24 protein-coding genes are annotated in these 23,229 nt (G+C 72.6%); 12 read left to right on the forward strand and 12 right to left on the reverse strand.

Going from position 1 to position 23,229, the window contains the following annotated elements:
* The first annotated feature begins 31 nt into the window (after window positions 1-31).
* Window positions 32-2,611, forward strand: coding sequence for an ATP-dependent Clp protease ATP-binding subunit (locus tag F0U47_RS05055; RefSeq protein WP_149749240.1), 2,580 nt, complete (start codon window positions 32-34; stop codon window positions 2,609-2,611).
* Window positions 2,612-2,682: 71 nt separating this feature from the next.
* Here F0U47_RS05055 and F0U47_RS05060 read toward each other — a convergent pair whose 3' ends face one another.
* Window positions 2,683-3,564 (reverse strand): HhH-GPD family protein, encoded by an 882-nt coding sequence (locus tag F0U47_RS05060; RefSeq protein ID WP_149749241.1) that lies wholly within the window; start codon window positions 3,562-3,564, stop codon window positions 2,683-2,685.
* Window positions 3,565-3,632: 68 nt separating this feature from the next.
* Between F0U47_RS05060 and F0U47_RS05065 the strand changes: the two genes are divergently transcribed.
* Window positions 3,633-4,448, forward strand: a complete 816-nt coding sequence (locus F0U47_RS05065; RefSeq protein ID WP_149749242.1) for a hypothetical protein — start codon at window positions 3,633-3,635, stop codon at window positions 4,446-4,448.
* Between the two features lie 112 nt (window positions 4,449-4,560).
* Here F0U47_RS05065 and disA read toward each other — a convergent pair whose 3' ends face one another.
* Both disA and radA read right to left on the reverse strand, forming a co-directional pair.
* The gene (gene disA, locus F0U47_RS05070) at window positions 4,561-5,637 is read right to left on the reverse strand and encodes a DNA integrity scanning diadenylate cyclase DisA (RefSeq protein WP_149749243.1); all 1,077 of its coding nucleotides are present in this window, start codon (window positions 5,635-5,637) and stop codon (window positions 4,561-4,563) included.
* Window positions 5,638-5,718: 81 nt separating this feature from the next.
* A complete protein-coding gene (gene radA, locus F0U47_RS05075) occupies window positions 5,719-7,122 on the reverse strand; it encodes a DNA repair protein RadA (protein WP_149749244.1) in 1,404 nt (467 codons plus the stop codon).
* Between the two features lie 184 nt (window positions 7,123-7,306).
* Here radA and F0U47_RS05080 point away from each other — a divergent pair, with 184 nt between their 5' ends.
* Window positions 7,307-8,353 (forward strand): LacI family DNA-binding transcriptional regulator, encoded by a 1,047-nt coding sequence (locus F0U47_RS05080; RefSeq protein WP_149749245.1) that lies wholly within the window; start codon window positions 7,307-7,309, stop codon window positions 8,351-8,353.
* 6 nt (window positions 8,354-8,359) lie between these two features.
* Here the strand turns inward: F0U47_RS05080 and F0U47_RS05085 are convergent, their stop codons facing one another.
* The 3 genes from F0U47_RS05085 to F0U47_RS05095 form a co-directional block, all read right to left on the reverse strand.
* Window positions 8,360-9,136 (reverse strand): class I SAM-dependent methyltransferase, encoded by a 777-nt coding sequence (locus tag F0U47_RS05085; RefSeq protein ID WP_246159460.1) that lies wholly within the window; start codon window positions 9,134-9,136, stop codon window positions 8,360-8,362.
* Window positions 9,061-9,699 carry a VOC family protein gene (locus F0U47_RS05090; RefSeq protein WP_149749246.1) on the reverse strand — a complete coding sequence of 213 codons (639 nt, stop codon included), beginning with the start codon at window positions 9,697-9,699 and terminating at the stop codon, window positions 9,061-9,063. Before F0U47_RS05090 ends, F0U47_RS05085 begins: the two co-directional genes overlap by 76 nt.
* Before the next feature lie 85 nt (window positions 9,700-9,784).
* Window positions 9,785-10,552, reverse strand: a complete 768-nt coding sequence (locus tag F0U47_RS05095) for a DUF3109 family protein (protein ID WP_149749247.1) — start codon at window positions 10,550-10,552, stop codon at window positions 9,785-9,787.
* A 57-nt stretch (window positions 10,553-10,609) separates the two neighbouring features.
* Here F0U47_RS05095 and F0U47_RS05100 point away from each other — a divergent pair, with 57 nt between their 5' ends.
* From F0U47_RS05100 to proC, 7 genes are read left to right on the forward strand one after another with little or no spacing between them, the layout of a single operon-like run.
* Entirely contained in the window at window positions 10,610-11,557 is a 948-nt protein-coding gene (locus F0U47_RS05100) for a Ppx/GppA family phosphatase (RefSeq protein ID WP_149749248.1), read from the forward strand.
* A gap of 1 nt (window position 11,558) precedes the next feature.
* A complete protein-coding gene (locus tag F0U47_RS05105; protein WP_246159461.1) occupies window positions 11,559-12,371 on the forward strand; it encodes a sugar phosphate isomerase/epimerase family protein in 813 nt (270 codons plus the stop codon).
* Window positions 12,371-12,964 carry a TetR/AcrR family transcriptional regulator gene (locus F0U47_RS05110; protein ID WP_149749250.1) on the forward strand — a complete coding sequence of 198 codons (594 nt, stop codon included), beginning with the start codon at window positions 12,371-12,373 and terminating at the stop codon, window positions 12,962-12,964. The genes F0U47_RS05105 and F0U47_RS05110 overlap by 1 nt, the downstream gene beginning before the upstream one ends.
* A 42-nt stretch (window positions 12,965-13,006) precedes the next feature.
* Complete coding sequence (locus F0U47_RS05115; protein WP_149749251.1) at window positions 13,007-13,732, forward strand: ABC transporter ATP-binding protein; 726 nt, start codon at window positions 13,007-13,009, stop codon at window positions 13,730-13,732.
* Window positions 13,729-14,466 (forward strand): ABC transporter permease, encoded by a 738-nt coding sequence (locus F0U47_RS05120; protein WP_149749252.1) that lies wholly within the window; start codon window positions 13,729-13,731, stop codon window positions 14,464-14,466. The genes F0U47_RS05115 and F0U47_RS05120 overlap by 4 nt, the downstream gene beginning before the upstream one ends.
* A 54-nt stretch (window positions 14,467-14,520) precedes the next feature.
* Window positions 14,521-15,486, forward strand: a complete 966-nt coding sequence (locus tag F0U47_RS05125; RefSeq protein WP_149749253.1) for a proline dehydrogenase family protein — start codon at window positions 14,521-14,523, stop codon at window positions 15,484-15,486.
* A 12-nt stretch (window positions 15,487-15,498) separates the two neighbouring features.
* Window positions 15,499-16,302 (forward strand): pyrroline-5-carboxylate reductase, encoded by an 804-nt coding sequence (gene proC, locus F0U47_RS05130; RefSeq protein WP_149749254.1) that lies wholly within the window; start codon window positions 15,499-15,501, stop codon window positions 16,300-16,302.
* A 118-nt stretch (window positions 16,303-16,420) separates the two neighbouring features.
* Here the strand turns inward: proC and F0U47_RS05135 are convergent, their stop codons facing one another.
* Window positions 16,421-17,128: an HAD family hydrolase gene (locus tag F0U47_RS05135; protein ID WP_149749255.1), complete on the reverse strand. Its 708-nt coding sequence runs from the start codon at window positions 17,126-17,128 to the stop codon at window positions 16,421-16,423.
* A gap of 32 nt (window positions 17,129-17,160) precedes the next feature.
* A complete protein-coding gene (gene trpS, locus F0U47_RS05140) occupies window positions 17,161-18,117 on the reverse strand; it encodes a tryptophan--tRNA ligase (protein ID WP_149749256.1) in 957 nt (318 codons plus the stop codon).
* A gap of 230 nt (window positions 18,118-18,347) precedes the next feature.
* On the opposite strand from trpS, the gene abmR reads away from it, so the two are divergent.
* The gene (gene abmR, locus F0U47_RS05145) at window positions 18,348-18,866 is read left to right on the forward strand and encodes an ATP-binding transcription factor AbmR (protein WP_149749257.1); all 519 of its coding nucleotides are present in this window, start codon (window positions 18,348-18,350) and stop codon (window positions 18,864-18,866) included.
* On the opposite strand, the gene F0U47_RS05150 is transcribed toward abmR, so the two are convergent.
* From F0U47_RS05150 to F0U47_RS05165, 4 genes are read right to left on the reverse strand one after another with little or no spacing between them, the layout of a single operon-like run.
* Window positions 18,863-19,252 (reverse strand): DUF1304 domain-containing protein, encoded by a 390-nt coding sequence (locus tag F0U47_RS05150; RefSeq protein WP_149749258.1) that lies wholly within the window; start codon window positions 19,250-19,252, stop codon window positions 18,863-18,865. The two genes, abmR and F0U47_RS05150, sit on opposite strands and share 4 nt — an antisense overlap.
* A gap of 49 nt (window positions 19,253-19,301) precedes the next feature.
* A complete protein-coding gene (locus F0U47_RS05155; RefSeq protein WP_149749259.1) occupies window positions 19,302-19,919 on the reverse strand; it encodes a TetR/AcrR family transcriptional regulator in 618 nt (205 codons plus the stop codon).
* Window positions 19,916-20,356, reverse strand: coding sequence for a hypothetical protein (locus F0U47_RS05160; RefSeq protein ID WP_149749260.1), 441 nt, complete (start codon window positions 20,354-20,356; stop codon window positions 19,916-19,918). The genes F0U47_RS05155 and F0U47_RS05160 overlap by 4 nt, the downstream gene beginning before the upstream one ends.
* Window positions 20,356-21,780 carry an MFS transporter gene (locus tag F0U47_RS05165; protein WP_149749261.1) on the reverse strand — a complete coding sequence of 475 codons (1,425 nt, stop codon included), beginning with the start codon at window positions 21,778-21,780 and terminating at the stop codon, window positions 20,356-20,358. The genes F0U47_RS05160 and F0U47_RS05165 overlap by 1 nt, the downstream gene beginning before the upstream one ends.
* A 115-nt stretch (window positions 21,781-21,895) precedes the next feature.
* Here F0U47_RS05165 and F0U47_RS05170 point away from each other — a divergent pair, with 115 nt between their 5' ends.
* Entirely contained in the window at window positions 21,896-23,104 is a 1,209-nt protein-coding gene (locus F0U47_RS05170) for an acetoin utilization protein AcuC (RefSeq protein ID WP_149749262.1), read from the forward strand.
* Window positions 23,105-23,229: the final 125 nt, after the last annotated feature.

A 23,229-nucleotide genomic window follows, 5' to 3' on the forward strand; every position in this document is an offset into this window, starting at 1 on the left:
GTACGCCCCGTGACGTGTGGAGGAGCAACAGATGTTCGAGCGGTTCACTGACCGAGCCCGCCGGGTGGTCGTGCTGGCCCAGGAAGAGGCCCGCATGCTCTCCCACAACTACATCGGGACCGAGCACATCCTGCTCGGCCTGATCCACGAGGGCGAGGGCGTCGCCGCCAAGGCGCTGGAGTCCCTCGACATCTCGCTCGAGGCCGTGCGCGCCCAGGTCGAGGAGATCATCGGCCAGGGCCAGCAGGCGCCGAGCGGGCACATCCCGTTCACGCCGCGGGCCAAGAAGGTGCTCGAGCTGTCCCTGCGCGAGGCGCTCCAGCTCGGCCACTCCTACATCGGCACCGAGCACATCCTGCTCGGGCTCATCCGTGAGGGCGAGGGCGTCGCGGCCCAGGTGCTGCAGAAGCTCGGCGCCGACCTCAACCGGGTCCGCCAGCAGGTCATCCAGCTGCTCTCCGGGTTCCAGGGCAAGGAGTCCGGCTCGGCGGCCGCGTCGACCGGCAGCGGCAGCAGCGACGCACCGTCGTCGTCGCTCGTGCTCGACCAGTTCGGCCGCAACCTGACCCAGGACGCCCGCGAGGGCAAGCTCGACCCGGTCATCGGTCGCGAGCAGGAGATCGAGCGGGTCATGCAGATCCTGTCCCGCCGGACGAAGAACAACCCGGTCCTCATCGGCGAGCCCGGCGTCGGCAAGACGACGATCGTCGAGGGCCTGGCCCAGGACATCGTCAAGGGCAACGTGCCCGAGACGCTCAAGGACAAGCAGATCTACACCCTCGACCTCGGCGCCCTGGTCGCCGGCAGCCGCTACCGCGGTGACTTCGAGGAGCGCCTCAAGAAGGTGCTGAAGGAGATCCGCACGCGCGGCGACATCGTGCTGTTCATCGACGAGATCCACACGCTCGTCGGCGCCGGCGCGGCCGAGGGCGCGATCGACGCAGCGAGCATCCTCAAGCCGATGCTGGCGCGCGGTGAGCTGCAGACGATCGGTGCGACGACCCTCGACGAGTACCGCAAGTACCTCGAGAAGGACGCCGCGCTCGAGCGGCGCTTCCAGCCGATCCAGGTGGCAGAGCCGTCGATCGCCCACACGATCGAGATGCTCAAGGGCCTGCGCGACCGTTACGAGGCGCACCACCGGGTGACCATCACCGACGAGGCGCTGGTCTCGGCCGCGACGCTGGCCGACCGCTACATCTCCGACCGGTTCCTGCCCGACAAGGCCATCGACCTCATCGACGAGGCCGGCTCGCGGCTGCGCATCCGGCGGATGACGGCCCCGGCCGACCTGCGGGAGTACGACGACAAGATCGCCGAGGTGCGGCAGCGCAAGGAGGCCGCGATCGACGGCCAGGACTTCGAGGCCGCCGCGCGCCTGCGTGACGAGGAGAAGCAGCTCATCCTCAAGAAGGCCGAGCGCGAGAAGCAGTGGCGCGCGGGCGACATGGACGAGGTCGCCGAGGTCGACGAGGAGCTGATCGCCGAGGTGCTCGCGGTCGCGACCGGCATCCCGATCGTGAAGCTGTCCGAGGAGGAGTCCACGCGACTGCTCAAGATGGAGGACGAGCTCCACAAGCGGGTCATCGGCCAGGAGGAGGCCGTCAAGGCCCTCAGCCGCGCGATCCGTCGTACCCGTGCCGGCCTGAAGGACCCGAAGCGTCCCGGCGGCTCGTTCATCTTCGCCGGCCCGTCCGGTGTCGGTAAGACGTGGCTGTCCAAGACGCTCGCGGAGTTCCTCTTCGGCGACGAGGACGCCCTGATCCAGCTCGACATGAGCGAGTTCGGCGAGAAGCACACGGTCTCGCGGCTGTTCGGCTCGCCTCCGGGCTACGTCGGCTACGAAGAGGGCGGCCAGCTCACCGAGAAGGTGCGCCGGAAGCCGTTCTCCGTTGTCCTCTTCGACGAGGTCGAGAAGGCCCACCCCGACATCTTCAACAGCCTGCTGCAGATCCTGGAGGAAGGTCGCCTGACCGACTCCCAGGGCCGGGTCGTCGACTTCAAGAACACCGTCATCATCATGACGACCAACCTCGGCACCCGGGACATCGCGAAGGGCATCAACCTCGGCTTCCAGCAGTCGGGCGACGCTGCCGGCTCCTACGACCGGATGAAGGCGAAGGTCTCCGACGAGCTGAAGCAGCACTTCCGGCCGGAGTTCCTCAACCGTGTCGACGAGATCATCGTCTTCCCGCCGCTGAGCCAGGAGCAGATCGTGGCGATGGTCGACAACATGATCGCGTCGGTCGAGCTGCGGATGCGCGACCGCGACATGCGGATCGAGCTCACGTCGGCGGCGAAGAACCTGCTCGCGCAGCGGGGCTTCGACCCGGTGCTGGGCGCCCGGCCGCTGCGCCGCACGGTCCAGCGGGAGATCGAGGACGTGCTCGCCGAGAAGATGCTCTACGGCGAGGTCGGCCCCGGTCAGATCGTGCTCGTCGACATCGAGGGCGAAGGTCCGACCGCGACCTTCACCTTCGAGGGCCAGAAGGTCAGCGAGCTTCCCGACCTGCCGCCGCTCGAGACCACCGCGGTCGAGGGCGGCCCGGACGGTCCCGCCACCCCGGTCGAGGGCGGCCCGTCCGACGTGCCGCGCACGTCGGGGGAGTAGCCAGACGACGCGGCCGGCGTCCGATCCCAGTCACGAGATGGCGGGGATCGGGCGCCGTCCCGCGTTTGCGGTCACGGGAGGGCGTAGCGCCCGGCGCCCGCCGCGACGACCAGGCCGTCGGCGAGCAGCGAGGCGAGGCACCGCTCGCGCTGGGCGTCGTCGTCCCACACGGCATCCAGCCGCGGCTTCGGCACCGATCCGGGCGCATCACGGAGCACGGCGAGCAGCCGGCCGCGGCACTGGCGGTCGGTGCCGGCGTAGGTCTGGACGGGACGGGGCGGGCCGTCGTACGCCGGGCGGCCGGCGGCGTGCCAGGCACAGCGGTGCACGACCGGGCAGGCGTCGCACCGCGGCCGGTCCGCCGTGCAGACCAGCGCGCCGAGCTCCATCACCGCGACCGACCAGGTGGCGGCGGTCGGCGGGTCGTCGGGGAGGAGCGCCTCGGCCACCGTGCGCTCGGCCTTCGTCACCGATCGGGCGGGGAACTCCACGGCGCTGACCGCGCGTCCGAGCACCCGGCGGACGTTGGTGTCGAGCACGACCCGCCGCTGCCGGTAGGCGAACGCGGCCACGGCGGCCGCGGTGTAGTCGCCGACGCCGGGAAGGGCGCGCAGTGCGTCGTAGGAGTCGGGTACGACGCCGCCGTGGTCGGTCTCGATCGCGACCGCCGCGGCGTGCAGCCGTAGGGCCCGTCGCGGGTAGCCGAGCCGCCCCCAGGCCCGCACCGCCTCGCCGCTGGACTCCGCGGCCAGCGCGGCCGGGGTCGGCCACCGGGCCAGCCAGGCCTCGTGGACCGGCAGCACCCGTGACACCGGGGTCTGCTGCAGCATGAACTCCGAGACCAGCACCGACCAGGCCGACGCGGACGGGCGGCGCCACGGCAGGTCGCGGGCGTGCTCGTCGTACCACCCCAGGATCGGGGCGACCAGGTCGGGGGACGGCAGTGTGGTCATCGCAACGATTGTCCCCTGTGTCGACGCGCCTCCGCCGCACGGACCCGACTGCTGCCTAGCCTCGGAGCATGCCGCCGCTGACCCGTGGCCCGCTGCCGGCGGGTGTCTACTGGCGTCGCCGGGTCTTCGTCCTCGCGCTCGCCGCCACCTTGGTGTTCGTCATCGCGAACTGGCTCGGCGGAGGAAGTGACGCCGAGGACGACGAGGTGCCGGCGGCCCGGCAGGCCGGCGGCCGGGTCGACGCGTCCGAGACGATCACCGTCTCCGAGAAGGACAAGAAGGGGCGCAAGGACCGGCGCAGCTCCCGGGGGCCCCAGCAGGGGCCGACGTTCGACCCCTCGGTGCTCGTCGAGCCCGAGGGCAACTGCGAGCCGGCCGACGTGCGGGTGACCCCGCAGGTCGAGGAGGCCGTCGCAGGCCAGCCGGTCACCATCGGGCTCAGCCTGCAGACGACCCAGGCGGACGCGTGCTACTTCCGGATCGGCTCCGACAAGGTGTCCCTCAAGATCATGAAGGGCGGCCGGGAGGTCTGGACCTCCCGGGAGTGTCCCGACCCGGTGCCCGAGGAATCGGTCGTCGTACGACGCGTCGTGGCGACCCTCGTCGAGATGACCTGGGACGCGCGTGAGTCCACGCCCGACTGCACCCGCCGCGACTGGCTCTTCGACGGCGACTACACGGTCGTCGCGGCGGCGCTCGGCGGCGAGCCGGCGGAGTCGGACTTCGAGCTCGTCTCCCCGACGCCCGAGACGGTCACCGTCGCGCCGGAACCGGAGCAGGACCGCAAGGGCGAGCGCGGCGACCGGCAGGGTGAGCAGGACGCCGAGCAGGACGACGAGCAGCAGCCGAGCGACACCGAGAGCAGCGCACCGCCCCGGCGCTAGGCCGGCTCGGGTTTCGAGACGCGGTCGCTTCTGCTCGCAGGCTCACAGAAGCGCGCGCCCTCAACCTCTTCGGCCGAACGGCAGTCTGCTCGTACCTCGCAGACTGCCGGCCTCAGACATACCGCTCGAGGATCGTCGACTCGGCGAGACGGGACAGGCCCTCGCGCACGCTCCTGGCCCGGAGCTCGCCCACGCCCTCGACCGCCTGCAGGTCGTCGATGCCGGCGGACAGCAGCTTCTGCAGGGTGCCGAAGTGGTCGACGAGTCCCTCGACCACGCCGTCGGGGAGGCGCGGGACCTTGGTGAGCAGCCGGTAGCCTCGCGGGGCGACGGCGCCGTCGAGGTGCTCGCCCGCACCGATGCCGAGCACGCGCGCCACGGATGCCGGGTCGACCAGGTCGGTCGCGGAGAGGCCCTCCAGCTTGGCGAGGAGCTCGTCGGGCTCGCGGCTGCGCCTGCGCGACGGGACGTAGTCGCGGATGACGAGCTCGCGCTCGATGTCGACGCCGGTGATCAGCTCCTCGAGCTGCAGCGCGAGCAGCCGCCCGTCGGTGCCGAGCTCGAGCACGTAGTCGTCGATCTCGCGGGCGATCCGGGTGACCATCTCCAGCCGCTGGGCCACGACGGCGACGTCGCGGACCGTCACCAGGTCCTCGATCTCGAGCGCGGAGAGCGTCGCGGAGACCTCGTCGAGCCGCAGCTTGTAGCGCTCCAGCGTGGCCAGCGCCTGGTTGGCACGGGACAGGATCTGGCCTGAGTCCTCGAGGACGTGGCGGGTCTCGCCGACGTACGCCGCGATGATCTGCATCGACTGCGACACCGAGATGACGGGGAACCCGGTCTGGCGCGCGACCCGGTCGGCCGTGCGGTGCCGGGTGCCGGTCTCCTCGGAGGGGATCGTGTGGTCGGGCATGAGGTGGACCGCGGCGCGGATGATCCGAGTGATGTCGCGGTCGATGATGATGCCGCCGTCCATCTTCGCCAGCTCGCGGAGGCCAGTGGCGGTGAAGGGTACGTCGAGCTCGAACCCGCCCGTCGAGATCTGCTCGACCGTCTTGTCGTTGCCGAGGACGATGAGCGCGCCGGTGCGGCCGCGGAGGATCCGCTCGAGCCCGTCGCGGAGCCCGGTGCCGGGCGCTATCGACGCCAGTGTCTCGCGAAGCCGCGGATCACCTGGGCGCTCAGCCACAACGAACTCCCATCCCTCGGCCGGGTCGTCACCCGCTCGATCGCAACCTTAAAGGGTCTGCGACGTCGCGGGCAGGAGTTATCAGCCCTCGACGACCTTGAGCGCCCGGTCGAGGTGGAGGAGGCGAAGGGCGGTGCGGATGTCGGGGGCCTCCACGACCCGCATCCCGTCGACGGCGCGGAAGCTGCCGGTGCTGCCGGGCTCGGCCGGGACGACGGCGAGCTCGAACCCGAGCCGGGCCGCTTCGGCGAGCCGCAGCTGGACCTCACGGACCCGGCGCAGCTCGCCGGACAGGCCGATCTCGCCCATCGCGACGACCCCTCCGGGGGTGGGGGAGAGGAAGTGGGACGACGCGAGCGCGATCGCGAGCGCCAGGTCGGCGGCGGGCTCCGTCAGCTTCGCGCCGCCGACGGTCGACGCGAAGACGTCGCGCTGGCCGAGCCCGATGCCGGCGTGCTGCTGGAGGACCGCGAGCACCATCGCGAGGCGGGAGCCGTCGACCCCGGAGGTCGTACGTCGCGGGCGCTCCTGCGCGGCCGGCGCCACCAGCGACTGCACCTCCGCGAGCAGCGGCCGCCGGCCCTCCATGGTCACCGCCACGCAGGTGCCGGCGACGCGTCCGTGGTGGCGCTCGATGAAGATCCCGGTCGGGTCGGTGACGGCCGTGATGCCGTCGGGGCCGAGGTCGAAGCAGCCGACCTCGTCGACCGGGCCGAACCGGTTCTTCACGGCGCGCACCATCCGGAACCGGCTGCCCGACTCGCCCTCGAAGTGGAGGACGACGTCGACGAGGTGCTCGAGCACCCGCGGGCCGGCGATCGAGCCGTCCTTGGTGACGTGGCCGACCAGGACCACGGTGATGCCGCGGGTCTTGGCGACCCGCACCAGTGCTGCGGCCACCTCCTTCACCTGGGTGACGCCGCCGGGCACGCCGTCGACGCCCGAGGCGCCGATCGTCTGGACCGAGTCGACGACGACCAGCCGCGGCCGCACGTCCTCGATGTGGGTCAGCACGGCCCCGAGGTCGGTCTCCGCGGCGAGGTAGAGCTCGTCGTGGACGGCGTCGGTGCGGTCGGCCCGCAGCCGCACCTGGGCGGCCGACTCCTCGCCGGTGACGTAGAGCGTGCGCTGCCTGCGCGCCGCCGTGCGGGCCGCCACCTCGAGCAGGAGGGTCGACTTGCCGACGCCGGGCTCGCCGGCCAGGAGGACCGCGGCGCCCGGCACGAGGCCGCCGCCGAGGACCCGGTCGAGCTCGGGGACGCCGGACGAGTGGTGCAGCGCCTCCTCCGCCGGCACCGAGCCGATCGGCACGGCGGGCGTGGTGACAGGTGCGGCCGTCGTACGGCCTGCGGGGGTGACGCCGGCCTCGGCGACCGACCCCCAGGCCTGGCACTCCCCGCACCGGCCCACCCATTTGGCCGTCGTCCACCCGCACTCCGAGCACCGGTAGGACGGACGCGTCTGGGACCGTGTGCTCGAAGCCATGCTGCCGACGCTAAGCCACACCCCCGACGATCCGTCGGTGGGCCGAGCGTGTCTTCGGCGGCACCGCCCGGTTTTGGCCGACCGTCGTCGGCTCACCGCGCGCGACGGGCGGCACCACCTCACGCCACGCTGCCGGCGCCGTATCCTCGACACACCTGACTGTACGGGAGGAGGGCGACGCTCGATGTCCGAGTACGCACGGACGCCGCCGCCCACCCTGGCCGACGTCGCGGAGCGCGCCGGGGTCTCCCGGCAGACGGTGTCCAACGCGGTCAACAACCCCGACCTGCTGCGTGCCGAGACGCTGGCCCGGGTGCAGGACGCGATCCAGGCGCTGGGCTACCGGCCCAACCGGGCGGCGCGCCACCTGCGCACGCGGGCGTCCCAGCTGATCGGCCTCCGGATGTCGCCGGCCCAGGAGTTCACCGCCAACGCGGCGATGGACCGGTTCGTGCACGCGCTGGTCGAGGAGTCGCGCGAGGCGGGCTACCACGTCCTGCTCTTCTCGGGCGGTCCCGGCAAGCCGGAGACCACCGCCGCCGACCTGGTGCGGGGGTACGACGAGCTGCTCAGCTCGACCGCGGTCGACGCGTTCATCGTCACCGACACCTACCTCGGCAACCCGCAGACCCGGTGGCTCAGCGAGCGACGGGCGCCGTTCGTGGCGTTCGGCCGCCCGTGGGCCGACCCCGACGCCACCCACCGCTGGGTCGACGTCGACGGCGCGGCAGGAGTGGCCCTCGCGACCCAGCACCTGGTCGACCGCGGCCACGAGCGCATCGCCTGGCTGGGCTGGTCCGAGACCTCCTTCATCGCCGCGGACCGGCAGGCCGGGTGGGAGCGGGTGGTGGCCGCGAGCGGTCGGCCGACCGACGGGCTCGCGGTCTGCGTGGTGGACACGGTCGACGCCGGCCGCGACGCCAGCGCCGCGCTCCTCGACGGTGCTGCACCCACGGCGATCGTCTGCGCGTCCGACACCCTCGCGGTCGGCGTGCTCCACACGCTCGCGCAGCGCGGCCTCCACCCCGGTCGCGACGTCGCGGTCGTCGGCTTCGACGACTCGCAGGTCGCCCAGGTCGTCCCGCACGGGCTGACCTCGGTCCGCCAGCCGCTCGAGCAGGTCGCGCTCGAGCTGGTGCGGGCGCTGGAGTCGCTGCTCGCGCGGGAGCCGTACGACGGCAGCGGGGTCCTGCTGTCGCCGACCCTCGCGGTGCGGGGCTCGTCGGGCTAGAAGTCCCTAGAAGTCCTTCGACCAGAGGTTCACGGCGTAGTCGACGTCGAGGCCCTGGTGGTGCCGCAGGATCTCGTCGGCGACCTCGCGCTTGAACTCGATCCGCACCACGGCCTCGAGGTCGGCGCGGCTCTCGAAGCGCCAGCCCATGTCGACCGGGGTGCGGGTCCAGCCGCGCTGCGCCCAGAACCGCTCGATCTCGGCCGGCGGCGGGAGGTGCGGGTAGCCGCGGCGGAACCAGCCCCCGAAAGTCGACCGCGCTCCGTCGTTGTCGATGACCAGTGCCGTGCCCCCGCGGCGGACGACGCGGTCGAGCTCGGCGAGCCCGGGCTCGCAGCCGGGGCCAAAGAAGTAGGCCCAGCGCGCGTGCACCACGTCGACGCTGGCGTCGGGCAGCGGGACGTCCTGCGCGGTGCCGGACCGGACGTCGACCTGCGGCAGCCCGCGGATGCGCCGCCGCGCGAGCCGCACGAGCCCCGGGTGCGGCTCGACCCCGATCACGCCGGCGGCGTACTCGGCGAAGCGCGGCAGGTGGAAGCCGGACCCGCAGCCGAGGTCCAGGACGGTGCGACCGCGCCAGTCGGCGCGCTCCTCCATCGCCGACCAGAGCCGGCCGTCGGGGTCCGCGGCCCGGTTCTCGAGCTCGTAGGTCGCCGTGTGGTGCCAGATGTTCGGGCTGGGTACGGCGCCCGTGACCGGCCGGTCGCTCAGATCCGGACGATCCCGTCCGGGGTCTGCACCTGCGCGGCGAGGATGCCCGGGGTGCCGTGGGGGGCGACCCACTCGACCTTGACGTCCTCGAGCGGAGCCTCGACCGGCTCGCCGAGCCACTCGCTGACGCGCTGGGGGTCGCCCGCGATCTCGATGCCGGCGAGGGAGACGGAGCCGTCGGCGCCGTACGACGGGTGGAGCTCGGCCGGCACCTCCCAGTGGATGAAGAAGGGGAGCTGCGGGTCGGCGATCAGGCCCTGGATGCCGATCTGCTTCCACTTGAGCTCGGTGCCGTCGGGACGGTGCCGGTTGCCGGCGACCGCGGCGCGGCCGAGCCGCTCCTCGACCGGCGTGATGTCGGGGACGGAGACCACCCAGCCGAGCCAGCCGCCGCCGAGGGCGGAGCGGGCGCGCACGGCCTGGCCGAACGGCGCCTTGTCGGACGCGGGGTGGTCGAGCGCCTCGACGATCTCGAGGTAGGTCGCGTCGGCGAGCGGCAGGATCATGTTGCGGGTGCCGAAGCGGGGGTGCACGCCGCCATCGAGGAACTCGCGGCCGAGGGCCGCACCGAGGCGGGCGGCAGTGCCCGCGAGTCCGTCCGGGCCGGCTGCGTACGACAGGTGATCCAGGCGCATGTCAGACATTCTCAGCATGTGGCGATCACCACCGGGCATCGGGGTCGGAATCTCTTGACGTCGAGACTCCGCCTCGACGGAGCCGTCAGCGGTCGGCCGGATGCAGCGCCAGCGCCGACCGCGATCGCAGGTGCGCCTCGCAGTGGCGGACCAGCTCGTCGTAGGCCGGGCGCCCCATCAGCGCCACCAGCTCGGGCTCGTTGGTGACGTAGACCGGCTCGACGGCGACGTGCGCCTCGGTGTTGCCGGAGCAGTACCAGTCGAGGTCGTGGCCGCCCGCGCCCCAGCCGCGGCGGTCGTACTCGGTGATCGTGACCTCGGTGTACGACGACCCGTCCTGCCGCTCGACCTCCCGGTAGAGCCGGCGGATCGGGAGCTGCCAGCACACGTCGGGCTTGGTCTCGAGGGGGTTGCGCCCCTGCTCCAGCGCGAGGCCGTGCAGGGCGCAGCCCGCCCCCGTGCCGAAGTCGGCACGGTTGTGGAACACGCAGCCCCGCTGCCCGTCGACCTCGATCGCGCGGGTCTTCCGCTCGCCGTCCTCGTCCTTCTCCACCCAGTCCTTCGTGCGCACCTTGCCATCGGGGCGACCGGGGTGGAACTGCCACTGCTCGGGCGTCAGCTGCGCAACGCACGACGCGACGCGCTGCTCGTCGTCCTTGTCGCTGAAGTGCGCGCCGAGGGTGCAGCAGCCGGTGTCGGGGGAGTCGGCGTAGATCCCCTTGCAGCCCTGGCCGAAGATGCAGGTGAACGACGAGGTGAGCCAGGTGAGGTCGCAGCGCATCACCTCGGACTCGTCGGCCGGGTTGACGAACTCGACGAACGCTCGGGGGAAGTCCAGGTCGACCTCGGGCATTCCTCAAACCTACTCGCGCCATCCGCCCGTGCGGAGGCAGGGCGATACGGTGGGACCATGCGGCTGGGCGTGCTCGACATCGGCTCGAACACCGGGCACCTGCTCGTGGTGGACGCCCACGAAGGCGCCGCCCCGCTGCCGGCCTTCTCGTTCAAGCAGCCGCTGCGCCTCGCCGAGCACCTCGACGACGAGGGCGCCGTCACCCAGAGCGGGATCGACGCGCTGACGTCGTTCACCGCGGAGGCGCTCGTGGTCGCCGAGGACAAGGGCTGCGAGGAGATGCTGTCGTTCGCCACCTCGGCCGTCCGCGACTCGCTGAACTCCGACACGGTGCTGGCTCACGTGCGCGACCGCACCGGCGTCGCCATCGAGGTGCTGTCCGGTGAGGACGAGGCACGGCTGACGTTCCTCGCCGTCCGCCGGTGGTTCGGGTGGTCCGCCGGCAAGCTCACCGTCTTCGACATCGGCGGCGGCTCGCTGGAGATCGCCTCCGGCACCGACGAGCGCCCCGACATCGCGCAGTCGCTGCCGCTGGGCGCTGCGCGGCTGGCAGCGAAGTACTTCACCGCGCCGCTGCAGGAGGGCGAGCTGAAGAAGATCCGCCGGACCATCCGCGCCGCGCTGGCGAAGGACGCGGGCCAGGTCCTCCGCACCGGCACGACGCACCGCGCCGCTGCGACCTCGAAGACCTTCCGCTCCCTCGCGCGCATCTGCGGCGCCGCGCCGTCGACCGACGGGCGGCTGGTGCCGCGGACGCTCGGTCTGGCCGACCTGCAGGAGTGGATCCCCAAGCTGGTCGGCATGACCCCGGAGGAGCTGGCGGCGCTGCCGGGCGTCTCGCCGAGCCGGACCCACCAGATCGTGCCGGGCGCTCTCGTCGCCGAGGCGTGCATGGACATCTTCGACCTGGAGGCACTCGAGATCTGCCCGTGGGCCCTGCGCGAGGGCGTGATCCTCGAGCGCATCGACAAGCTCGGCAGCGATGTCGGGGCCGACGGGGCCTGACGTGGCCGCAGCAGGACGTCCCCGGATCGGGTTGTCGAGCTCCTCGGTCTACCCCGAGTCGACCGCCCATGCGTTCAGCTGGGCGGTGGAGCTGGGCTACGAGGCCGTCGAGGTGATGGTCGGGATCGACGCGCTCTCCCAGCAGACGAGCGCCATCCAGCAGCTGATGGACCACCACGAGATGCCGATCTGCGCGATCCACGCGCCGTGCCTGCTCTTCACGCAGCGGGTCTGGGGCCTGGAGCCGTGGGGCAAGCTCGAGCGGTCGGCGGAGATGGCGAAGGCGGTCGGCGCAGAGGTCGTCGTCGTACACCCGCCGTTCCGGTGGCAGCGCGACTACGCCCGCGACTTCGTCAACGGCATCGCAGCGCTCGAGGAGTCGACCGGCATCGCGTTCGCGGTGGAGAACATGTATCCCTGGCGGGCGTCCTCCAGGCGCCACCTGGAGATGTACCTCCCCGGCTGGGACCCGTCGACCGAGCCCTACGCCAACGCGACCATCGACCTCTCCCACGCCGCGATCGCGCACACCCCGCCGATCGAGATGGCCCAGCGGCTCGGCTCGCGGCTGCGCCACGTCCACCTCACCGACGGTTCCGGCTCGGCCAAGGACGAGCACCTGGTGCCGGGCCGCGGGGCCATGGGCGCGGCCGAGTTCCTGCGCCACCTGGCGGACGCAGGCTTCGGCGGCGAGGTCGTGCTCGAGATCAACACCCGCCGGTGCACCACCCGTGAGGAGCGCGAGGCGGACCTCCGCGCGTCGCTGGAGTTCGCGCGCGAGCACCTGGCGGTCGAGAAGACGACCAGCGGCTGATGACGACCACCACCCGCCGTGGCCGGCGGCCCGGCCGTCCCGACACCCGGGCGGCGATCCTCGCGGCCGCGCGTGAGCGCTTCGCCTCCGTCGGCTTCGGGGGTACGACGATCCGCGCGGTCGCCGTCGACGCCGGTGTCGACGCCGCGCTCGTCCACCACTACTTCGGCTCGAAGGACGACCTCTTCGTCGCCGCGCTGGCCCTCCCGGTCGACCCCCGCGCGGTCATCGGCGCCGCCCTCGCCGGGCCGGTCGAGGAGGCCGCGGAGAAGCTGGTCCGGACCTTCCTCTCGGTCTGGGACGACCCCGGCTTCCAGCCCGCCCTGCTCGCCACCCTGCGCCGGATCCTCGAGCCGGGCGGCGACAAGCTGATCCGCGAGGGGTTCCTCCCCGTGGTGCTCCTCCCTGTCGGCGAGCAGCTCGGCATCGACCGGCCCGAGCTGCGGATGCCCCTGGTCGCCAGCCAGGTGATCGGGCTGATCCTCGCCCGCTACGTCGTCCGGATCGAGCCGATCGCCTCCCTCGACCCCGACCGGCTGGTCGCGATCTACGCGCCCACGATCCAGCGGTACCTCACCGGCGAGCTGCCCTGAAGCCCCTTGCAATCCGGCCGTGCCAGGCGCATTATTCATCACATGATGAAAAACGCGGTGGAGGTGGCGGGGCTGACCGTCGTCCGCGGACGGCGCGAGGTCCTGCACGGACTCGACTTCACGATCCCGGCCGGCCAGGTGACCGGCCTGCTCGGCCCGTCCGGCTGCGGCAAGTCGACGCTGATGCGGACGCTGGTCGGGGTGCAGGCGGGCGTCACCGGCACGGTCACGGTCCTCGGTGAGCCGGCCGGCTCCCCGGTGCTGCGGCACCGGATCGGCTACGTCACCCAGGCGCCCAGCGTGTACGACGACCTGAGCGTCGCCGAGAACCTCGCGTTCTTCGCGCGGGTGCTCGGCGTCGACCGGCGCGAGACGAGGCAGGTGATCGAGGCGGTCGACCTCGTCGACCACGCCGACCAGGTCGTCGGCCGCCTCAGTGGCGGGCAACGGTCGCGGGCCAGCCTGGCTGTCGCGCTCCTCGGCAGCCCGAGCCTGCTGGTCCTCGACGAGCCGACGGTCGGTCTCGACCCGGTGCTGCGGGAGGACCTGTGGGCGATGTTCCACCGGCTCGCGGACGGGGGCGTCGCCGTACTCGTCTCCAGCCACGTCATGGACGAGGCCGAGCGCTGCGACCGGCTGCTCCTCATGCGCGACGGGGTCTTCATCGCCGACGGGACGCCGACCGAGATCAAGGAGAAGGCAGGCCTCGATCGGGCGGCCGACATCGAGCAGGCGTTCCTCACGATCGTGCGGGGTGAGGCGGCATGAATCCCCGGATCACCCTCGCGATCGCGGCCCGCGTGCTCACCCAGCTCCGTCGCGACCACCGCACCCTCGCGATCATGCTCGTCCTGCCGTGCCTGCTGATCAGCCTGCTCTGGTGGATGTTCGAGGACCTGCCCGGTGACAGCTTCGACCGGCTGGGGCCCGGCCTGCTGGCGATGTTCCCCTTCATCGTGATGTTCCTCGTCACCAGCGTGACCACGCTGCGCGAGCGCTCCGGCGGCACCCTCGAGCGGCTGCTCGCGATGCCGATGGGGAAGCTCGACTTCCTGTTCGGCTACGCGATCGCGTTCGGGCTCGTCGCCGCGGTGCAGTCCGCCGCCGCGGTCGCCCTCAGCGTCGGCCTGCTCGACCTCACCATCGAGGGCCCGGTGTGGCTGCTGACCGTCGTCGCGGTCGCCGACGCCGTCCTCGGCAGCGCGCTCGGCCTCTTCGTCAGCGCGTTCGCGCAGACCGAGTTCCAGGCCGTGCAGTTCATGCCGGCGCTGGTGATCCCGCAGATCCTCCTCTGCGGGCTCTTCGTCCCGCGCGCCGTCCTCCCCGACGTCCTCAACGTGGTCAGCGACGTGCTGCCGCTGTCCTACGCCGTCGACGCGATGGCGCACCTCACCCGCTCCACCACGACCAGCGACGTGTGGGCGGACCTGGCGGTCGTCGCGGCGTACGCCGTCGCCGGGCTCGCACTCGGGGCGGGCACCCTCCGCCGCCGGAGCGAGTGACGCCGACGACCTCCGCTGCTGACCGGCGTGGTGGCGCGTCGTACCGTTTCTCCCATGCGACCCGTGCGTGACTCGCTCCTCCTCCTCTCGCGGAGCCGCGGCGTGAAGCGGCTCATCACCACGCTCCCGGTCTCGGCGGCGGTCGTCCGCTCCTACGTGCCCGGCGAGTCGGCCGAGGACGCGGTCTCCGCAGCGGCGACGCTGGCGGCCGAGGGCATCAACGTCACGCTCGACTACCTCGGCGAGGACACCACCGACGTCGACCAGGCGGAGGCAACCGTCGCGGCGTACCTCGACCTGCTCAAGCAGCTCTCCGCGAAGGGCCTCGCGCGGCGCGCGGAGGTCAGCGTCAAGCTGACCGCCATCGGGCTCGCGCTCGACGACTCCGTCGCTCCGGGCGGCGGCCGGAAGATCGCGCTCGAGAACGCCCGGGCGATCTGCCGCGCGGCGCGCAACGCCGGCACCACGGTGACCCTCGACATGGAGGACCACACCACCACCGACCAGACGCTCGCGATCCTGCGCGAGCTGCGCAAGGACTTCCCCGAGACCGGCGCCGTGCTCCAGGCCTACCTGCACCGGACCGAGGCCGACTGCCGCGCGCTGGCCTACGCCGGCAGCCGGGTCCGCCTCTGCAAGGGCGCCTACGACGAGCCGTCCGACGTCGCCTTCACCGATCCCGACGAGGTCGACAGGTCCTATGTGCGCTGCCTCAAGGTCCTGCTCGGCCACACCGGCGCCGAGGGCGACTGCTACCCGATGATCGCGACCCACGACCCGCGGCTGATCGAGATCGCCTCGTCCCTGGCGAGCCGCTACGGCCGCGCCCAGGGCACCTACGAGTTCCAGATGCTCTACGGCATCCGTCCGGCGGAGCAGCGCCGGCTCGCGGCGGCGGGCGAGACGGTGCGCGTGTACGTCCCCTACGGCACCGAGTGGTACGGCTACCTCATGAGAAGGCTCGCCGAGCGCCCGCAGAACCTGTCATTCTTCCTGACGTCCCTGGTGAAGAAGAACTGAGCTGAGCACCCTATGAAGCAGACCGCCGTCATCGGCGCCGGAGTGATGGGCGAGACCCTGCTGTCCGGCCTGGTCCGCGCGGGCCGCCGGGTCGACCAGCTGCTCGTCGGCGAGAAGCGCGAGGCGCGGGCCGCCGAGCTGGAGGAGAGGTACGGCGTCGCCGTCGTCTCCAACGTCGACGCGGCCACGAAGGCCGACACCGTCGCGCTCGTCGTGAAGCCGCAGGACATGGCCGACGTGCTGCGCGAGATCTCGCCGGTGCTGCGGCCCGGCCAGCTGCTGGTCTCGCTCGCGGCCGGCATCACCACCGACTTCATCGAGTCCCACGTCCCCGAGGGCGTGGCGGTCGTCCGGGTCATGCCCAACACCCCGGCGCTCGTCGACCAGGGCATGTCCGCGATCTCGCCCGGGTCCCACTGCGACGACGCCCACCTCGCCGAGGCCGAGGAGCTGATGGCCTCGGTCGGCAAGGTGATCCTGGTGCCGGAGAAGCAGCAGGACGCGGTGACCGCGATCAGCGGGTCCGGCCCGGCCTACATCTTCTTCGTCGTGGAGTCGATGATCGAGGGCGGCGTGCACCTCGGCCTCCCCCGCACGACCGCCACGGAGCTGGCGATCCAGACCCTGGTCGGGTCGGCCGCGATGCTGCGCGAGACCGGCGAGCACCCGACCGTGCTTCGCGAGCAGGTGACGTCGCCGGCCGGCACCACCGCCGCGGCGCTGCGCGAGCTGGAGATCCACCGGGTGCGCGCGGCGTTCCTCGCCGCGCTCGAAGCCGCCCGGGACCGCTCGCGGGAGCTGGCGTCGGGGGCCTGAGGGGCGGGTCGCGCGGGGCGCGGAATACCCGGTCGACCGGGTATTCCACGGGTTGTCGGCCAATGCAACAGCGGACAACCCGTGGGAAAGGCGGACAACCCCGCCCAGCCGAGCCGCGCTACCAGCCCAGGTCGGCGAGCGACCGGATCCGGGTGATCCCCGCGACCTCGTCGGCGCGGTAGCGACCCACCCGGTCGATCAGCACCCCGGCCATCCCCGCCGCGGCCGCGCCCTGCACGTCGTGGCGCAGCGAGTCGCCGACCATCACCACGCCCCCGGGGTCCACGCCCAGCTCGTGGCAGGCGTGGTGGAACGCGCGGGGGTCGGGCTTCGCCGCGGGCAGCGCGGACGACGCGTAGACGGGCACGCCGTGGGAGGAGAGGCCGGTACGGCGCACCTTCTCCTCCTGCGCGGCCTGGTCGCCGTTGGTGAGGATCCCGACCGGGAGCCCCAGCGCGCGCACCCGGGCGATCGCCGGGCCGGCGTCCTGGAACGCCGACCAGGCAGCGCGGAAGCACGCGAGGTACCCGCCGATCACGTCGTCGGCGACCGCGTCGTCGCGCAGGTCAGAGCCTGGGAAGAACGCGCGGATCCGCGCGCGTCGCTGCTCCCTGTGAGAGATCTCGCCGCGCTGGTACCGCTCGTAGTGGAACGCCTCGAGCGTGAACCAGCGCTCGACGTGCTCCTCGATGTCGTCGTCGAGGCCCATCCCCGCCAGCCAGACGCGCAGGCCGCGCTCGACGGCGCCGCGGTGGTCGACGAGGGTGTCGTCGAGGTCGAACAGCACGCCGGTCACGGGCCTCCCGAGCCAGCTCGCCGTCGCCATGACGCCATCCTCGCAACCGCCACCGACACCGCTCACACCAGGCCGATCGCCGTCCGCGCGGCCGTCAGCACCTCTGCGGTCACGCTGCGACAGCGGTCCGCTCCGGCCGCGAACACCGCCGCCACGGGGACCGGATCGGCGGCGAGCTCGGCGTACCTCTTCTGCACCGGCTCGAGCTCCGCCACGACCGCGTCCGCGACCGTCCGCTTGAGCGCGCCGTACGACGTGATGCCGTCCGTCGAGCCGCCGCACGCCTCGAGGATCTCGACCAGGTTGGTCACCCCCGGCTTGGTGTCCCGGTCGTGCCGGACCGCCGCCGGCCCGGTGTCGGAGTCGGTGACGGCGCGCGCCAGCTTGCGGCGTACGACGTCCGGCGGGTCGAGCAGGTAGACCGCCCCGGCCCCGCTCCGGTGCGACTTGCCCATCTTCGTGGCCGGGTCCTGCAGGTCCATCACCCGGGCTCCGGTCGCCGGTGTCACGATCTCGGGCACCGTGAACACCGGCCCGTAGGCGTGGTTGAACCGCAGCGCGAGGTCCCGGGTCAGCTCGACGTGCTGGCGCTGGTCGTCACCGACCGGCACCCTCTCCGCACGGTAGAGCAGGATGTCGGCCGCCATCAGCACCGGATAGGTGTAGAGCGACGCCCGGGTCGTGGGCACGTCGCGGCCCTTCTCCTTGAACTGGATCATCCGGTTGAGCTCGCCGGTGTGGGCCGTGCACTCCAGGAGGTAGGCGAGCTCGGAGTGGGCCGGCACGTGGCTCTGCACGAAGAGCGTCGACGAGTCCAGGCCGACCGCCAGCAGGAGCGTGGCCATCTCGCGCACCAGCGCGCGGAGCTGGGCCGGATCGTGCGGCACGGTCAGCGCGTGCAGGTCGGCGACGCCGTAGTACGCGTCGTCGCCCTGGGCGGCGGTCATCGGGCGCAGCGCGCCGAGGTAGTTGCCCAGCGTGAGGTGGCCGGTGGGCTTGAGCAGGGACAGATGGGTCATGGCAGAGCTCCTGGGATCGAGCCCGCGAACGACCAGGGGAGTACGACGAACGGCCGCCCGCAGGCGGCCGTCGGATGGTGAAGGGGGTGCTGGAACCGGTGGGCCGCCGTCAGGCGGGCCACCAGCAGTACGTCGTAGGCCTCAGCACCCGCCCATGGTCGCACGTCCGTCGGGCCGCCGCTTCCTGCTTTCCCTTGCCTCAGGGTGTGAAAGCGAGTAATCATGATTACATGACTGCAGAGGAGATCCGCGGCTGGTTCGCCGGCCGCCTGCCCGAGGGGCTGTTCGAAGAGCTGGTCGAGGTCACCGTCGACCGCGAGGAGATCACCGTGATCGGCCGGATCCCGGCCCCCGAGGTCGCCGCCGACGTGTCCGACGCCGAGCGGGAGGCCACCGTGCAGGGCCGGATCGCGGAGTTCCGCGAGCGCACGCGCGGCGACCGGATGACGGTCGCGCGGGAGGCCGAGCGCCGCTTCGACCGCAAGGTCTCGTGGGGCGTCGAGTGCGACGAGACCCGCGCCCTGTTCACCCACGTCGCCGCTCCGGTGATGACCCGGCTCCGGCAGCCCGAGCGGCGCGTCCTCGACCTGCTCGTCGCCGGCGGCGTCGCGCGCAGCCGCAGCGACGCGCTCGGCTGGTGCGTCCGGCTGGTGCAGCAGCACGCCGACGACTGGCTGGCCGAGCTGCGCGACTCGCTGGTCCAGGTCGAGGAGGTGCGCCGTCGCGGTCCGGACGCCGCGGCCGGCTAGCCCTGCGCCAGCCCGATCACCACGAGGACGACGGCGAGCAGCGGCACCAGACCCTGCTTGAGCGCAGCCGACCCGCGGCCCGGGTTCCCCAGCACGAGCACGGCCGCCGCCGCGGCCATGGAGCCGGTGCCCGCCAGCACCAGCGCCGGTCCGACGTCGTCGGCGTCCGCGGCCGCGAGCCCGACGCCGAGCCCGGTCACGATCGCGAGGAAGAGGTTGTAGAACCCCTGGTTGAACGCGAGCTCCTTGGTCGTCTCGGCCTCCTCCGCCGAGGTCCCGAACACCGCGCGGGTGCTCGGCCTGGTCCAGGCCAGCGACTCCATGAAGAAGATGTACACGTGGAGCGCGGCGGCGAGCGCAGCGAGCACGAGACCGGCGGTCAGCATGAGCGCAGGGTCCCACAGGGGGAGTCCCTCGACCAGCGGTCCGTCCGCGTCAGGCGTCCGGGACCGGCGCGCCGGGAGGCGTGGTCGCGCCGAGCACGGCCGTCGTGATCGCCAGCGGCGCGTCCTCGGCGGTGAGCTCCCCGTTGTGCACGGCAGTGGCCGCGGCGTGGGTCACCGTGTGCAGCAGCGTGACCTGCCACTGCACGGGGAGGTCGTCGCGGAAGTGGCCGGCCGCGCGGCCGCGCTCGAGGAAACCTACAGCGCGGTCCCGCAGCCCGGCGTGCGCTGCCACCATCTCGTCGTCGGCGAGGGTGCGCTCGGCGGCGACCACCAGGGCGCCGTACCTCGCGCTGACCTCCCAGGTCGCGGCGACCAGCCGGCGCAGGGCGTCGACCGGGTCACCGTCGAGGTCGACCGCGCCGAGGACCGACTCCGCCTCGGCCATCGCCCGGTCCACGACGGCCGCGACGAGCGTCGCGCGCGAGTCGAAGTGGCCGTAGAGCGTCACCCGGCCGACGCCGGCCGCCTTCGCGATCTCGCTGATGCTCGCATCCGGGTCGCGGGCGAGGCAGTCCGTCGCAGCGTCGATGATCGCCGCGATGTTCTTGCGGGCGTCGGCCCGCAGCTGTCGGCCTGCGCCCGCGGGCCCGGTGCGAGTGGTGGTCACGGTCCGGCCATCGTATGCGCCGGGTCGCCCTTCCCGTGGTGGCCGTGCCCGCCGGCGTACTCGCTCCAGCGGAGGAGCATGGCCCCGAGCATGAACCCGAACATCAGCACGTGCCCGACCGTCATCACGCCGTGCTCGCCCAGCGCGCCGGCCCAGTGGAAGGGATAGGCCACGACGAAGCCGGCGTACATCGCCGCCGACATCTCCAGGGTCGGTGCCCACGCGTGGCCCCCGAACCTCATCCAGCCCGCCATCGGGACCGCCATCGTCGTCGCCATCACCAGCGTCTCGACCTCGACGGAGCGCAGCACGCTGCCGTCGTCGACGCCGCTCGTCGCCAGCAGCCAGACGGGGAAGAGCACCATCATCCCGACCAGCATCGCGACGACCATCTCGAGGTAGTGCAGGCCGAACCTGCGCAGCTCACGTCTCCTCATCAGTGGAACCCTCCCTGGTGGGCGGAGTGGCCGGTTGCGGGCGAGCGCCGGGGGACGAGCGCCACGGCGACGAGGCCGGCCACGACTCCGACGACCGCCGCGAGCGTGAAGCCGTCGACGAAGCCCGCCAGGGTGGCGCCGCCGAGGCTGGCGGCCGCGACGCTGGAGATGACGGCCGCGCCCAGGGCCGCCCCGAACTCGTGGAACGTGCTCACGATGCCCGACGCGATGCCGGACTCGTGCGGCGCGACCTGACCGAGCGCGGTGGCCGACGCGGCGACGAACAGCACGCCGAGGCCCAGCGCGGCGACGGTCAGCCCGACGACGACCGCGGTCGACCCGTCCGCCACGGCCGGTACGACGAAGCCGGCTGCGGCAACGGCGAACCCGAGGGCCGACAGCGTGCGGGCGCCGAACCGTGCGATCAGGTGGCCGCCGGCGGTCGCGCCGACCACGGTCGCCAGCGCGACGGGCAGGAACAGCACGCCGGTCAGCAGCGCGCCGTGGTGTGCGCGGTTCTGGAGGTAGAAGGTCCCCAGGAAGAACGCGGCCACCATCAGCGCGGTCGCTGTCACCACGACGAAGGTGCCGGCGGCGACGGGCCGCCGGACCAGCAGCCGGAGGTCCATGAGCGGGGAGCGCGCCGTCTGCTGGCGGATGCCGAAGGCGGCGTACAGCGCGGCCGCGGCGGCCAGCAGGAGGGTCGTCGTCGGGTCGGCCCACCCGCGGTCGCCGGCACCGATCAGCGCGTAGATGCCGGTGCCGGTCGCCGCGGTCACCAGAGCGGCGCCGAGCACGTCGACGCCCCCCGTCGGTGCCGGCCGGGGCGTCCGGGGCAGCAGCCGGACGAGCGCCACGCCGACGACCACGCCGATCGGGAGGTTCACGTAGAAGACCCACGGCCAGCCGGGACCGGCCGTCAGCACCCCGCCGACCAGCACGCCGAGCGCGGCGCCCCCACCCCCGAGCGCTGACCACACCCCGAGCGCCCGGGAGCGCTCGTCGCCGTCGAACAGGTGGAGGACGGTCGACAGCGCGGCGGGGGAGAGCAGCGCGGCGCCCACGCCCTGCCCGACGCGGCCGGCGATCAGCACCTCGCCGCTCCCGCTCAGGCCCGACGCGAGCGACGCGACGGTGAAGACGGCGAGCCCGGTGAGCACGACCGGCCGTGAGCCCACGATGTCGGCCACCCGACCGCCCACCAGCATCAGGCCGCCGAACGCGAGCGTGTAGGCGCTCACCACCCAGGTGGTCGCAGCGCGCCCGAGGCCGAGGTCGGCGCCGAGGTCGGGAAGGGCGATCGCGACGACGGTGACGTCGACGATCAGCATGAGCTGGGCGGCGCCGAGGAACCCCAAGGTGGTCCAGCGGCGGGGGTCGGCGACTGCGGTGACTGTCGCCGACGGGGGCGGGGATGGCGTCATGGCTACTCCAATAAGTCGAACGATGATGTTCGAGATCATAAGTCGAACACGAGTGTTCGACAAGAGGCTGCGGTCGGTGACCTCGTCGGCAGGCGGGGGCGGTACGTTGCTGGGCATGACGACGGGGTCACCAGAGGCGCTGCAGGCGTGCGCGGGCCGCGCGAGCGTGGTGTTCGACGCGTCGCTCACCGACTACGACTTCGGGCCCGAGCACCCCATGGCCCCGCTCCGGGTCGACCTGACGATGCGGCTCGCCGACGAGTGCGGCGTCCTTGCGCACCTCGAGCAGGTGCCGGCCCCGATGGCGTCCGACGACCTGCTGGCCACGGTCCACGACCCCGCGCTCATCGAGGCGGTTCAGCGGATGAGCGCCCGCCCCGGCCCGGGGGAGGAGCTGCGCGGGCTCGGCACCGACGACAACCCGGTGTTCCGCGGCATGCACCACGCCGCCGCCCACATCGTCGGCGCGAGCCACGAGGCGTTCCGCCGGGTCTGGTCGGGCGAGAGCCTCCACAGCGCCAACATCACGGGCGGCCTCCACCACGCGATGCCCGACCGGGCGAGCGGGTTCTGCATCTACAACGACGTCGCGATCGGCATCAAGTGGCTGCTCGACAACGGCGCCGAGCGGGTGGCGTACGTCGACGTCGACGTCCACCACGGCGACGGCGTCGAGGCGATCTTCTACGACGACCCGCGGGTCCTCACCGTCTCGCTCCACGAGTCCGGCCAGTTCCTCTTCCCCGGCACCGGCTTCCCCGCCGACCACGGCGGACCCGACGCGGAGGGGACGGCCGTCAACGTCGCGCTGCCGCCGGGCACCAGCGACGCGGGGTGGCTGCGGGCCTTCCATGCCGTGGTCCCGCCCCTGCTGCGCGAGTTCGCGCCGGATGTGCTCGTCACCCAGCACGGCTGCGACTCCCACGCCGAGGACCCGCTCGCACACCTGATGCTGAGCGTCGACGGGCAGCGCGCGGCGTACGTCGCCCTGCACGACCTCGCGCACGAGGTCGCCGACGGCAGGTGGGTCGCGACCGGCGGCGGGGGGTACTCCCTCGTCCGCGTGGTGCCGCGCGCCTGGACCCACCTCCTCGCCACCGTTGCCGGACGGCCGCTCGACCCCGGGGTCTCGGTGCCGGAGGCCTGGCGCGACTACACCCTCGAGCGCTACGGCGCGGACACACCGCGGCGGATGACCGACGGCGGGCCCGCCGACTACCAGCCGTGGGAGGGCGGTTACGACCCCGACGCGTGGCTCGACCGCGCCGTCCACGCCACCCGGAGCGAGATCTTCCCGCTCCACGGGCTCGACCCGATGCCCTGACCCGATGGGGAGCAGCAGGCGCCGGTCAAGGCGACACGCCGGGTTCACAAAAGTTGCAGTGGTGAATCTCTTCCCCATGAGTCACATCTGGCTCTATTCTCACGGCTAGGCGTCCGCAGATCACA

The sequence above is a fragment of the Nocardioides antri genome (assembly GCF_008373765.1).
GTDB classification, from domain to species: domain Bacteria; phylum Actinomycetota; class Actinomycetes; order Propionibacteriales; family Nocardioidaceae; genus Nocardioides; species Nocardioides antri.

Excerpts from the sequence above, each read along its gene's own strand:
- F0U47_RS05055 (WP_149749240.1), top strand. The coding sequence starts at position 32 with ATGTTCGAGCGGTTCACTGACCGAGCCCGCCGGGTGGTCGTGCTGGCC.
- F0U47_RS05060 (WP_149749241.1), bottom strand. The coding sequence starts at position 3,564 with ATGACCACACTGCCGTCCCCCGACCTGGTCGCCCCGATCCTGGGGTGG.
- F0U47_RS05065 (WP_149749242.1), top strand. The coding sequence starts at position 3,633 with ATGCCGCCGCTGACCCGTGGCCCGCTGCCGGCGGGTGTCTACTGGCGT.
- radA (WP_149749244.1), bottom strand. The coding sequence starts at position 7,122 with ATGGCTTCGAGCACACGGTCCCAGACGCGTCCGTCCTACCGGTGCTCG.
- F0U47_RS05080 (WP_149749245.1), top strand. The coding sequence starts at position 7,307 with ATGTCCGAGTACGCACGGACGCCGCCGCCCACCCTGGCCGACGTCGCG.
- F0U47_RS05090 (WP_149749246.1), bottom strand. The coding sequence starts at position 9,699 with ATGCGCCTGGATCACCTGTCGTACGCAGCCGGCCCGGACGGACTCGCG.
- F0U47_RS05095 (WP_149749247.1), bottom strand. The coding sequence starts at position 10,552 with ATGCCCGAGGTCGACCTGGACTTCCCCCGAGCGTTCGTCGAGTTCGTC.
- F0U47_RS05100 (WP_149749248.1), top strand. The coding sequence starts at position 10,610 with ATGCGGCTGGGCGTGCTCGACATCGGCTCGAACACCGGGCACCTGCTC.
- F0U47_RS05110 (WP_149749250.1), top strand. The coding sequence starts at position 12,371 with ATGACGACCACCACCCGCCGTGGCCGGCGGCCCGGCCGTCCCGACACC.
- F0U47_RS05115 (WP_149749251.1), top strand. The coding sequence starts at position 13,007 with ATGATGAAAAACGCGGTGGAGGTGGCGGGGCTGACCGTCGTCCGCGGA.
- F0U47_RS05120 (WP_149749252.1), top strand. The coding sequence starts at position 13,729 with ATGAATCCCCGGATCACCCTCGCGATCGCGGCCCGCGTGCTCACCCAG.
- F0U47_RS05125 (WP_149749253.1), top strand. The coding sequence starts at position 14,521 with ATGCGACCCGTGCGTGACTCGCTCCTCCTCCTCTCGCGGAGCCGCGGC.
- proC (WP_149749254.1), top strand. The coding sequence starts at position 15,499 with ATGAAGCAGACCGCCGTCATCGGCGCCGGAGTGATGGGCGAGACCCTG.
- F0U47_RS05135 (WP_149749255.1), bottom strand. The coding sequence starts at position 17,128 with ATGGCGACGGCGAGCTGGCTCGGGAGGCCCGTGACCGGCGTGCTGTTC.
- trpS (WP_149749256.1), bottom strand. The coding sequence starts at position 18,117 with ATGACCCATCTGTCCCTGCTCAAGCCCACCGGCCACCTCACGCTGGGC.
- abmR (WP_149749257.1), top strand. The coding sequence starts at position 18,348 with ATGACTGCAGAGGAGATCCGCGGCTGGTTCGCCGGCCGCCTGCCCGAG.
- F0U47_RS05150 (WP_149749258.1), bottom strand. The coding sequence starts at position 19,252 with ATGCTGACCGCCGGTCTCGTGCTCGCTGCGCTCGCCGCCGCGCTCCAC.
- F0U47_RS05160 (WP_149749260.1), bottom strand. The coding sequence starts at position 20,356 with ATGAGGAGACGTGAGCTGCGCAGGTTCGGCCTGCACTACCTCGAGATG.
- F0U47_RS05165 (WP_149749261.1), bottom strand. The coding sequence starts at position 21,780 with ATGACGCCATCCCCGCCCCCGTCGGCGACAGTCACCGCAGTCGCCGAC.
- F0U47_RS05170 (WP_149749262.1), top strand. The coding sequence starts at position 21,896 with ATGACGACGGGGTCACCAGAGGCGCTGCAGGCGTGCGCGGGCCGCGCG.